Annotated in this window: 6 protein-coding genes, 1 tRNA gene and 1 pseudogene; 2 read left to right on the top strand and 6 right to left on the bottom strand. The window is 59.3% G+C overall.

Annotation, left to right across the window (positions count from 1 at the left end):
• Positions 1-5: 5 nt before the first annotated feature.
• Positions 6-1439 carry a hypothetical protein gene (locus tag J1G35_RS24325; RefSeq protein ID WP_223016224.1) on the bottom strand — a complete coding sequence of 478 codons (1434 nt, stop codon included), beginning with the start codon at positions 1437-1439 and terminating at the stop codon, positions 6-8.
• Positions 1440-2465: 1026 nt separating this feature from the next.
• Between J1G35_RS24325 and J1G35_RS24320 the strand changes: the two are divergent.
• Positions 2466-2663, top strand: a pseudogene (locus J1G35_RS24320) (hypothetical protein); the annotation flags it as partial.
• 132 nt (positions 2664-2795) lie between these two features.
• Here J1G35_RS24320 and J1G35_RS24315 read toward each other — a convergent pair.
• From J1G35_RS24315 to J1G35_RS24295, 5 genes are all read right to left on the bottom strand, one after another.
• Positions 2796-3029, bottom strand: a complete 234-nt coding sequence (locus J1G35_RS24315) for a hypothetical protein (RefSeq protein WP_223016223.1) — start codon at positions 3027-3029, stop codon at positions 2796-2798.
• A gap of 350 nt (positions 3030-3379) precedes the next feature.
• Positions 3380-3455 (bottom strand) — tRNA-Thr (locus J1G35_RS24310).
• Between the two features lie 121 nt (positions 3456-3576).
• Complete coding sequence (locus J1G35_RS24305) at positions 3577-4953, bottom strand: HlyD family type I secretion periplasmic adaptor subunit (RefSeq protein ID WP_223016222.1); 1377 nt, start codon at positions 4951-4953, stop codon at positions 3577-3579.
• Complete coding sequence (locus J1G35_RS24300; RefSeq protein WP_053140905.1) at positions 4943-7096, bottom strand: type I secretion system permease/ATPase; 2154 nt, start codon at positions 7094-7096, stop codon at positions 4943-4945. The genes J1G35_RS24305 and J1G35_RS24300 overlap by 11 nt, the downstream gene beginning before the upstream one ends.
• Positions 7097-7141: 45 nt before the next feature.
• The gene (locus J1G35_RS24295; RefSeq protein ID WP_053140902.1) at positions 7142-8494 is read right to left on the bottom strand and encodes a TolC family outer membrane protein; all 1353 of its coding nucleotides are present in this window, start codon (positions 8492-8494) and stop codon (positions 7142-7144) included.
• Between the two features lie 346 nt (positions 8495-8840).
• Here J1G35_RS24295 and J1G35_RS24290 point away from each other — a divergent pair.
• A partial coding sequence (locus J1G35_RS24290; RefSeq protein WP_223016221.1) for a retention module-containing protein occupies positions 8841-12312 on the top strand: 3472 nt, incomplete at its 3' end.

Genomic DNA, 12312 nt, shown 5'->3' with positions numbered 1-12312 from the left:
CGACATCATGGCCTTGCGGGAGCGGGCGGTGATGTCCTGACTCCGGGCGAGGGCGCCGCTACCTCACTGAACACCACCCCCATCTCGGTCAGCAACTCGGCGCGGGTGGCGGCCGAAGAGTCGCGGTAACCGCTCAGGTCACGGTATGCCGTCAGCGCCTGGGTTGTGGCCAGATCCCTTGTCCCTTGGTGCCATAGCCAGGGCAGCAACTGCAACCGTGCCTTGATCCGGTCAGAGGGGCGGTCGGCCGGCAGATGGTCGATCATGGCCACCGCTTGGGGCAGCAGTGCTGGCTCGGGCTGTTTCAGGCCCGCTTGCCGGGCCAGGTCCAGAAGCTTGACCAAGGTGCTGATGTCTTCAAGGCTGCGCGGCGTGCCGGCGGCGGGTTCAAGGGCCTGGAATGCCTGCCGGTAGCTGGCGCTGAAGTCCTGGTGGGCTTGCCACTGCAGTTGAGCCACCTGCTGCCAGGCGCTGGCCTGTTCCAGCGCAGATTGCTTGATCGGGCGTTCGGCGAAATAGCGCGCGGTGGGCAGGTCATTACGCTCGCTGGCATCCTTGATGAGCTTTGGCCACAGGCGGGCGCCGTAATGGGTGTTGCCGTCCTGGGGCGCGGCGGCGAGCAGCGCATAGGCTTGGTCCGGGGCGCCAGTGATAGCCAGGCGTGTCATGTTCAGATAGGGCGTCAAGGGCTCTGGCAGCGAGGCTCTGCCGGCCTTGAGCGCCAGCAGGTTGAGCTGGCTGAGGACGTAGCCTTTGCGCGAGTCGCGCAGTTGACCGGTGGCCTCGATCCCTTGGTCGACAAAACCCAGAGCCTGGGTCTTGTCGCCCATTTTCAAGGCCAGCTCGGCCAGGCCGAGCCAGTTGAAGGCGGCATTTTCCCGCTCGCGCGCAAGGGCCTGGGTCACCGGGCCGATCATCCAACTGCGGGTATACTGCGGGCTGCGCTGCATCGCGTAGATCATCCGGTCGTAACTGTCGAGCTTGTGCGCATACTCCAGCGCCAAAGCAAGCAACGCACGGGCCTGAGTCTCGTCGCCCGCGCCGCAGTAGTGCAGTGCCAGCCACATGAAGGCCCCGGTGCTGGCGGTGCTGTCGCGCTCGGCCTGTTGCCGGGCAATGTCCAGCGCCTGACCCAGCAACGCTTCACGGCGCGCCGCGCTTACCTGTGGCAGTTCTGCCACTTCCACCAGCCGATAGGGCTGCGAGCCAGCATAAAGACCGGCGATGGTCTTGAGGGCGTCATCGACAAAACCGGCCCTGGCCTGGACCAGCGGCAGTGATGAATCGATATTTTCCTCCTGGCCGGCCTCAAGCAGGACGGCACGGGCCGCCTGATGCCAGTCGTGGCGGGCGATCAGGGCCTCGGCATTGCTGGCATGGGCAAGCAGTGGCAGGCAGGTGAGCAGCAGGGTGGTCAGCGTCCGTGCGAGGGTGTTCAACAGCGGGTCTCCGAAGGTCTAACGAATAGGGTGGCAGACTAGGTTTTGTACGTAAAGTGCCTGCGCTCGGCCATGCTGCGTTAAAAACCGGCTCGGAATGCTCATTTACTCCAGTAAAGTCGGCCGCGACTCCGACCGTTCCTCGCCTGTTTTTGCCTTGCCTGACCTTCGCTCGCCGACTTTTCGTACAGAACCTAGTGTTCATTCGCCAGGGCCTTGCTGAGCTGACCGTCGCCGGCAGCCTCGGCGAGGTATGACACTCGCCAGAATTCTGGACAGGCATTGGACGGGCTGAGAGGTCACAGATCATCCAGCTCGGCCTAGAAGGCAAAGCCACCAAGGCCTGGCGTCAGATCGGGTAAACAGCCGGATAGCCGCGTCGTCCAGAAACAGGGGCGAGCCGCGAAAGTCACTTGCGGGACAAGTAGCACACGATCGAACCCGGCAAACGCGGCCATAATCCTTGACCAGCCTTGACGAAATTCTTGACAGGTCTTGACGGATTTATCCAGCGCCGTCAGCGGTTGGCGCTCTGAAAGCCACGCAGTTCAAGGCTTTGCGAGCATTCGGGCTGCCTGACCAGCACCAGCCCCGTCTAAAATTCGGGAGGCGGCCGTCAAGGTGGGTGTTCGATCAATATCCTGGCGCGATGGGGTGGTGAAATACCGGGCCAGAAAAATGCTTAGCGCGCCAGGCAATACTAGACAGGCACTAGACGGATTCCCGACGACAGAACAAGGGGCAGTTGCCCGCAGCCCAAGCAATGCGCCGCTTCTAACATCAAAGATGGCGTGCTGGCGCTAGATGCTCGTCTAGTATTTCCCGGGGCTTCCAGCGACCTGACAGCAGGTCGGAGCAGGTGGTGAACGAGTCGTTCACTCTGGAGCGGAAACCGGTCGACTTGCCAGCTTGGCCAGACCCCGGTTTCTAGGTAGTCGTTCGCGTTCCGCTGGTAACATCTACAGGTCATTTGCTGGCCCTGCTTCATTCCAGCGCCAGCATCAGGCGCGCACGGAGGATAGAGCCGTGTCCGTTATTGACTGTGATTATCTACCCGCTGAAAAGGTGGTGTTTCCGCCGGAGCTGGCGCTGCTGATCGTCAGGAAGGCTAGTGCAATGGCGGCAGTATTCGAGGAGCAAGCGCTCGACCAGCTCACGAAGGACGCCCTGCGGGCACTCTCCCAGGGCGTGGAGCCTCGGCGAGTCATCAGGGAAACGCTTGTAGCGGGGCGGCGAAACTACCGGAACTCCGGTGGTCATCATTACCATGCCCTACGGAAATGGAAGGACAGATAGCAATGCCAGAGTGGAAAAGCAGAAAGCTGTCCGGCATTTACTCCGCTTGATGTGCGGACTTCATAACTGATCAAAGCTGTAGTCATTCGCTATAGCGTACGAATGCATGAGCTCGCCCAACTTTTGCCAAGAAAGGGTCTGGTTATCCAAAGCGGCGCTGAGAATATCTAGACGTCTCTCGCTCATCTGCTCAACTGGCGTCAACGCCAACATCTCATCAATCAGATCCTTGGCCTGCTTACAGAGCTCTAGGGCCACAACCACCTGCTGCTTCAAGCTCAACTCTTCATTCATATTCAGATCCATCCAAATTGATCGTCATGACAAGAATAGTATTGTGGAGTACTGCAGGGCATCGAGAAAGCTGAGCATAGCTTCTGGCTTTGAGGTAGAACCAAGCAAAAGCGCCTATAAGCCTTCTTAACTCTTAACAAAGGTAACAGCTCGTGAGCGACCACTACCCTGATCCGGGGGGGTGATGCACGAGGTATAGGTGACTGAGATGGTTTGTCGTGCGAATAACTGACGTAGGGTGAATCACCAGTCCTCAGGCGAAACGGGGAACGAACGGGGAAAATTTCTACTGGAAGAAGCCAAAAACGAAAAAGGCCCACCGTGAGGTGAGCCTAAGTCGTTGTTCTATATGGTGCCGGCACCAGGAGTCGAACCCGGGACCTACTGATTACAAGTCAGTTGCTCTACCAACTGAGCTATACCGGCGTGTTAGGGCGACGATTATAGCGACTGCCAAGGTTCTGTAAACCCCTGAAATCTGACTATTTTTGCGAAAACCCAAGTTTTCGCAAATCTCCCCATATTTCTCTGTGCCATCAGCAAAAAATCAACGCTCGTGCATCGCCTCTGCACGGGATTTGATGATTGGCTTGAGCAGGTAGCTCAGGATGCTCTTCTTGCCTGTGATGATGTCCACGGAGGCGACCATGCCGGGGATGATCAGCAACGGCTTCTCATCGGTGCCCAGGTGGCTGCGGTCGGTGCGCAGTTTGATGATGTAGAAGGTGTTTTTCTTCTCTTCATCCATCACGGTGTCGGCACCGATGGTTTCGAGCTTGCCTTTGAGGCCACCGTAGATGGTGTAGTCGTAGGCGGTGAATTTGATCATGGCTTCCTGGCCAGGGTGCAGGAAGGCGATGTCTTGTGGGCGGATCTTCGCTTCTACCAGCAGGGTGTCGTCCAGAGGGACGACTTCGGCCATGTCGCTGCCGGGCTGGATCACGCCGCCGACGGTGTTGACCAGCATCTGCTTGACGATGCCGCGCACGGGCGAGGTGACCATGGTGCGGCTGACGCGGTCTTCCAGGCCTTTGGAGGTGGCTTGGGCCTTGCTCAGGTTGGTGCGGGCTTCGTTCAGTTGAGCCAGGGCTTCGCTGCGAAACTTGCCGCGGGTTTCGTCGACTTTGCGCTGCACTTCGTTGATGGCGGCCTGGGCGCGGGGGATGGCCAGGGTTGTGCCGTCGAGCATGCCACGGGTTTCGACCTCGGAGCGCTTGAGGCGCAGCACTTCTACCGGCGAGATCGCGCCTTGCTGTACCAGCGGTTCGGACATGCCGATCTCCTGGCGCAGCAGGTTCAGGCTGTTGCGGTATTGCTCCTGCTTGGAGCTGAATTCACGTAGTTCCTGCTGGCGTTGCAGCAGTTGCTGTTGCAGCCCGCCAATTTCATCTGCCAACTGCTGGCGGCGGCTGAGGTACAGGGATTCTTCGTTCGAGGCCTGGTTGGGCACGGCTTTGCGTGCTGCATCGGTGATGTTCAGCGGTCGATTGTCGACCTCGGCGCTGAGGCGTTCCACGCGCAGTTCCATGGCCACGCGGTCGGCTTCGGTTTCGCCGACGTTGGAGGCAAATCGGGTGTCATCCAGGCGGATCAACGGCGCGCCGGCTTCGACGATCTGCCCTTCATGCACGTAGATCTGCGCGACGATGCCGCCTTCCAGGTTCTGGATCTTCTGGATGCGCGACGAGGGGATTGCCTTGCCTTCGCCCTTGGTCACTTCGTCGATGATCGCGAAGTGGGCCCAGAGCAGCAGGAACACAAAGAAGCCGATCACGCCCCAGATGGTCAGGCGCACGATGCGGGGTGCGTCGTCGATCAGCGCTTTTTCGACCTCGGGCAGTGGCTGGTCATCGAGTGAGTCGCGGCCCTTGAAATAGCGGAAGATGACGTCCTTCAAACGGCCTGCGCCGGACTTAAGCAACACTGATCTGCCCCTTTTTCAGCGCTTCCATAACGGCCGCCTTTGGACCGTCTGCGAGTATCTGGCCACGGTCGATCACCAACAGGCGGTCGACCAGGCTCAGCAGCGAAGCGCGGTGGGTGACGAGAATCACCGTCTTGTTTTCGATAACCGACTGCAGACGCTGTTTCAGGCGCTCTTCACCGGTGTTGTCCATGGCGCTGGTGGGTTCATCCAGCAGCAGGATCGGCGGGTTCAGCAGCAACGCGCGCGCCAGGGCGACGTTCTGACGCTGGCCGCCGGAGAGGTTTTGCCCGCGCTCGCCCACTTGCAGTTCGTAACCTTGCGGATGCAGCCTGGCGAATTCGTGCACGCCGGCGAGTTCGGCGGCTTGCAGCACCATCTCATCGTCCACGTAGCGCGCACCCGAGACCAGGTTGTCACGCAAGGTGCCGGCCAGCAGTTGGATGTCCTGGGCGACATAGCCGATGTTGTGGCGCAACTCGCTGACGTCGATCTGGCGGATGTCCACGCCATCGACCAGCAACGAGCCGGAGTCCGGCTGATACAGGCCGACCAGCAGCTTGGCCAGCGAGCTTTTACCCGAGCCGCTGCGGCCGATGATGCCGATTTTCTCGCCGGGACGAACATTCAGGTTAATCCCGCGCAGGGCCAGGGTTTGCTGGTTCGGGTAGGTAAAGTCGACCTCACGGAACGTCATCGCACCTTGCAGCGCCTTGCGGCTGAGCGGGCGCTCGTCGAAGTTGCGTTCCTGCGGGAGCTCCATCATCTGGTCCACCGAGACCATCGTCACCTTGGCTTGCTGGTAGCGTGTCAGCAGGCCCGACAGTTGGGCCAGCGGGCCAAGCGCGCGGCCGCTGAGCATGTAGCACGCCACCAGGCCGCCCATGCTGAGGGTGCCGTCGATGATCTGGTACACGCCGAAGATGATCATCGCCACGCCGGCCACTTGCTGGATCAGCAGCGTGATGTTCATCGCCAGGCCGGACAAGACCTTGACCCGCAGTTCCAGGCGGCTGAGGGTGCCAATGGTCTGTTCCCACTGGTATTGGCGTTCGCTTTCGGCGTTGTTGACCTTCACCGCATCCAGCCCGGCGAGGGTTTCGATCAGGCTCGACTGACGCTCGGCCCCCAGGGCCATGGTGCGCTCAAGTGTCGCGGTCAGCGGTTTTTGCAGGAAATGGCCGATCCCCAGGGCCAACGGGAAGGCCACGATGGGAATCCACACCAGGTGGCCACCCAGCAGCGCGATCACGCCCAGGATAATCAGGGTAAAGGGCAAATCGATCAGGCTGGTGAGGGTCAGGGAGGTGAGGAAGTCGCGCATCCCCTGAAACTCGTGGATGTTGGAGGCGTAGCTGCCGACGCGCGCCGGGCGCATTTTCATCGACATGCCCACGATGCGCTCGAACAGCGTCGCGGAGATGATCAGGTCGGTTTTCTTGCCGGCAAGGTCCAGGCACAGACTGCGCATGCTCTTGAGCAGCAGGTCGAACAGGTAGGCGCCGCAAATACCGATTGCCAGCACCCACAGGGTGGCGGTGGCCTGGTTCGGCACCACACGGTCGTACACGTTCATCACAAACAACGGTGCAGCCAGGGCGATCAGGTTGATCACCAGGCTCGCGGCGATGGCGTCGGCGTACAGCCAGCGCGAGCGTTTGAGGGTGTCTTTGAACCACGAGTGCGCGCGCGGGATCAGCGTGCCGCTGGTGATGTCGAATTTATGTTGCGGTTGGGCGAAGAAAACCCGGCCGCTGTAGTCCTGACTCAACACCTCACGGCTGACCTGGACTTCGCCGCCGTCACTTTCGCTGAGCAACAGGCGGGCGGTATCACCGTCCCATCCCAACAGCACCGCACTGCGTCCTTCCTTTAACAGCAGCAAGGCTGGCAGTGCGATAGATGGGATCTTTTCCAGCGTGCGCTGCAGCAAACGCCCCTGCAAACCCGCCCGAGCTGCTGCGCGCGGCAGCAAGTCTGGGCTCAGGCGCTGCCCCGCCAAGGGCAGGCCGGTGGTCAGCATGGCCCGGCTGGCGGGCTTGTAATGCAGTGAGCAGAGAGCCAACAACCCATCCAGCAACGGGTCGTCATGCTGAGTGCGCGGGTCATGGTTGAGTTGCGCCAAACCTATTTCAGAATCCAAGCTGACTCTCTCTTAAACGGTTGTGTGGTCCAACGCCGTCAAGAATCAGTTCATCCCTGGCAGGTTTACCGACGGTTTAATATCGTTCTGCACAACTGATGCCAGCGGGGCAACCACACCCTGACTTCTCAGCAGTTGGCCCATGTCGGCCTTGATTCGATACTGGGTGTAGATATAGAGGCTTTTGATTTGTGCCAAACGCTGTTGAGCGGTGAACAGTTCGTTCTCGCTGTCGAGCAAGTCGAGCAGTGTACGCTCACCCAGGCTGAACTGCTGCTGGTATGACGTGCGCACTTTGGTGCTGCGGTCGACGTATTGCTGTGCGATCGGCACCTGCTGGCTGGCATTGTTATAGGCGTTCCATGCCAGGCCCAGCTCTTCGTTCAACTGGCGCAGGGCGTTGTTGCGGATGTCCAGCGCCTGAGTGGCCTGGGAGGCCTTGGACTGCAGGCTGGCCTTGTCGCTGCCGCCGTTGTACAGGTTGAACTGCATGTTCAGCATGGCGGAGTAGCCATTGTCATGGCCTTCTTCGCCGCCGATGTTGTTGTTGGCCGAGCGTTGCAGCACCGCGTCAAAGCGCGGGTAGAAGGTCGACTTGGCGGCTTCGTACTGCTTTTCGGCAGCGGCGATGTCCGACTCGGCAGAGCGCAATACCGGGCTGTCCGCGATCATCTCACGGCGTGCTTGATCCAGACTGGCCGGCAGGGCGGTCACAATCCCCATGGGTTTTTCCAGCTGGTCCGGTTCTTTGCCCACCACGCTCAGGAAGTTGGTGTTGGCGTCCGCCAGGTTGGTCTGCTCGGTGATCAGGTTGTTTTGCGCCTGAGCCAGTCGGGCTTCGGCCTGATCCATGTCCGCCATTCTTCCGACGCCACGGCTGGTGCGCAGTTTGATCTGATCAAAAATGCGTTCATGGCTTTTCAGGTTGTCTTCTGCCAATTGCACCATCTCGCGACGGGTCAAGACATCCAGATAAACCTGGGCGACCGTCAGTGCGGTGCGCTCGGAGGTATTGAGCAGTGCATAGCCACGGGAATTGGCGGTGGCTTGTTGGCGGCCGACTTCATTGATGGTGCCAAAGCCTTGGAACAAATTTTGTTGCAGGCGGATGGTCGACTCGCCGCGATTCAAGGTTTTCCAATCATGGCTGTTGCTGGCGGCACGGGTCGAGGTGTTGTCGGAGCTTTCACGGCCATAACCGCCCAGCACGTCGACTTTAGGCAGGTAACCGCCCTGCGCCTCTCTGACCTGATAATCGGCGGCAATGCGCGCATTAATAGCTGCCTGGATCTCCGGGTGGTTTTCCACAGCGCTTTGCATGGCTTCAGGCAAGGTTTGAGCCTGGACGAAACTGGCGGCTAGAGCAAAGGGCACAGCTTTAAAGAGGTGCAAACGCATTCTGATGTTTCCCCGGAGATTGGTTGCCTGAAAACCGCAACAAACTTGGAATATTGCATTGGAGTGGCAACTCGAAATGCCCGTTTTTCTAGGGCGCCAGAGGGCGCAAACAGAAAGTCGCGAGGCCGCATAAATATCAATGTGACATTACCGGGCGGATTGTTTAGGATGACGCCCAATAGGTCAATACCTTGACGGAAAAGTAATTATTCCGACGGAACAACAAAATATTGACGCCAATATTTTATCAAAGAAATTAAGTACTCCAGCTATTGAATCGGCACCAGCGAGAGGGCCGGTCTCCTTGATGGATACCCCCTGAACGGTAATACACGGAGAGTCTTTTATGAGCAGCGTTGCGGTCGTCAAAAGCATTGTCGGTCAAGTGTTCGCAGTTTCCCCGGAAGGGATTCGTCGCCTGCTCGTAGAAGGTGATCGCCTGTTCGCTGGGGAGCAGGTCGATACCGGCCCTGCAGGCGCTGTGTCGCTGGAACTGGCTGATGGCCGCGTGATTGACCTGGGCCGCGACAGTCAGTGGAGCGCAAACGCTCCTGACTCGTCCACCGACCTGAGCGCCGCCACTGCTCAAGCCGCACCGTCCGTCGCCGAACTCCAGCAAGCCATCGCTGCCGGCGCCGACCCGACCCAAGACCTCGAAGCCACCGCAGCCGGCCCAACGGCTGCTGGTTCCGACGGTGCCGTCGGTGGCGGCCACAGCTTTGTCGTGCTGGAGGCCACCGCAGGCGCGGTTGACCCCACCATTGGCTACCCGACGACCGGCTTGAATGCCGGTGATGCAGTGAACAGTACCTTCACCGGCGCCAACAATAACGGCGTCGACCCGCGCAACGTCACCATCACCCTGACCGCCACGCCGAGCATCACCGAAGCCGGTGGCGTTGTTGTCTACACGGTGTTTATCACTCAGGCGCCGACCAGCGACCTCACCGTGACCTTGTCCAACGGCCTCTCTGTCGTGATCGCTGCCGGCCAGACCTCGGGTGCACTCAACGTCACGTTTGCCGGAAACGACACGCCTTACCTGGACGCCTCGTCGATTTCCGCCACCATTGCCGGCACCTCCGGCGGCGGCAACCTGATCATCACCACCGACCCGACGCCGGCGGTGACGCAGGTCAACGACACCATCGACACCACCACCGTCACACTGACCGCGACTGCATCGGTGGATGAGGGTGGCAAGATCGTCTACACCGCGACCGTGACCAACGCGGCGCAGACCGACGTTGTCATCAAGCTGTCCAACGACCAGACCATTACCATCGAAGCCGGTAAAACCACCGGCACGGTCAGTGTCGATACACCTGCCAACCTGGCAGATGGCAAGGACCTGACCGTCAGCGCCACCATTACCAGTGCGACCGGTGGTAACTACGAAAACCTGGCGATCAATCCCGCGCCGGCCACTTCCACTGTTGTTGCTGTGGATGATCCAAGCGTTTTGGTCGCCGATACCAACACTATCGTCGAAGATAACGTCGCTACCGGCAACGTGCTGAGCAACGACAGCGACATTGATAACGTGTTGACCGTCGCGACCTTCAATGTGGGTGGTACCACCTACAGCGCAGGCCAGACCGCCATTATCCAGGGCGTGGGCAGCATCACGATTGGCACCGATGGAGCGTATACCTTCACGCCGGTCAAGGATTACAGCGGTGAAGTGCCGCAGATTGGCTACACCACCAATACCGGGTCGAGCAGCACGCTGACGGTGACGATTACACCGGTCAACGACGCGCCGGTGATCAGCATTGCGCCGCAAACCATCGACGAGAACTCCGCTACAGCCGGTACCGTCGCAGGTACGTTCAGCGCCACCGATGCAGAAACACCGCGCCAGGGCCTGACGATTTCCTTCACCGGCAACAGCAACGCAGACGGCTATTACAGCCTGTCTGGCAATAACGTTGTGCTCACGCAAAAAGGCGCGGATTTTGTTAACGCCGGCAATCAACTACCGAAGATCGACCTGACCGTCAGCGATCCTGAGGGGCTTAGCTCCAATGGCACCGGTCAGCCGACGGTCACGCTGCATAACGACGTGCCGGTCATCAGTGTTTCCCCGGAAACCATCGACGAAAATTCCGCCACAGCGGGCACCGTTGCTGGCCGCTTCACCGCGACTGACGAAGAAACCCCACGCGAAGGTTTGACTGTTTCCTTTACTGGTAACAGCAACGTTGATGGCTACTACGCCATCGTTGATAACAACGTCGTACTGACCCAGAAAGGCGCGGATTTCGTCAACGCCGGCAATCAATTGCCGAAGATCGACCTGACTGTCACCGATCCTGAGGGGCTTAGCTCCAATGGCACTGGCCAACCGACCGTCACCCTGCATAACGATGTGCCGGTCATCAGTGTTTCTCCGGAAACCATCGATGAAAACTCCGCCACAGCGGGTACCGTTGCCGGCCGCTTCACCGCGACTGACGAAGAAACCCCACGCGAAGGCCTGACTGTTTCCTTCACCGGCAACAGCAACGTGGATGGCTACTACGCCATCGTTGATAACAACGTCGTACTGACTCAAAAGGGCGCCGACTTTGTTAACGCCGGCAATCAACTGCCGAAGATCGACCTGACCGTTGCGGATCCTGAGGGCGCCAGCTCCAACGGCACCGGTCAACCAACCGTCACTCTGCACAACGACGTGCCGGTCATCAGCGTCGCGCCAGAAACCATCGATGAAAACTCTGCGACAGCGGGCACCGTCGCCGGCCGCTTTACTGCGACCGACGAAGAAACCCCACGCGAAGGTTTGACTGTTTCCTTCACTGGCAACAGCAACGTAGACGGCTACTACAGCCTGTCCGGCAACAACGTTGTACTGACGCAAAAAGGTGCCGACTTCGTTAACGCTGGCAATCAACTGCCGAAGATCGATCTGACGGTTACCGACCCTGAGGGGCTTAGCTCCAATGGCACCGGCCAGCCGACTGTCACCTTGCATAACGACGTGCCAGTGATCAGCGTCGCCCCAGAAACCATCGACGAAAACTCCGCCACAGCGGGCACCGTCGCCGGCCGCTTCACCGCAACCGACGAAGAAACACCACGCGAAGGCCTGACTGTTTCCTTCACCGGTAACAGCAACGTAGACGGCTACTACAGCCTGTCTGGCAATAACGTTGTACTGACTCAAAAAGGCGCCGACTTCGTTAACGGCGGCAATCAACTGCCGAAGATTGATCTGACGGTTACCGACCCTGAGGGGCTCAGCTCCAATGGCACCGGTCAGCCGACCGTTACGCTGCATAACGATGTGCCGGTGATCAGCGTTGCGCCAGTCACCATTGATGAGAACTCTGCTACTGCGGGCACCGTCGCTGGCCGTTTCACTGCGACTGATGAGGAAACGCCACGCGAAGGTTTGACTGTTTCGTTTACTGGTAATAGCAACGTAGACGGTTACTACAGCCTGTCTGGCAACAACGTTGTACTGACGCAGAAGGGCGCTGACTTCGTTAACGCCGGCAATCAACTGCCGAAGATCGACCTGACCGTTACCGATCCTGAGGGGCTCAGCTCCAATGGCACCGGCCAACCAACCGTCACGCTGCATAACGACGTGCCGGTCATCAGCGTCGCGCCAGAAACCATCGATGAAAACTCCGCCGCAGCGGGTACTGTCGCCGGCCGCTTCACTGCGACCGATGAAGAAACCCCTCGCGAAGGTCTGACTGTTTCCTTTACTGGCAACAGCAACGTAGACGGTTACTACAGCCTGTCTGGCAACAACGTTGTACTGACGCAGAAGGGCGCTGACTTCGTTAACGCCGGCAATCAACTGC

The organism is Pseudomonas sp. SH10-3B (assembly GCF_019891415.1).
Lineage (GTDB): Bacteria > Pseudomonadota > Gammaproteobacteria > Pseudomonadales > Pseudomonadaceae > Aquipseudomonas.
Note: the sequence above shows the minus strand (reverse complement) of the source record. Positions and strands in the feature narration are given on the sequence as shown.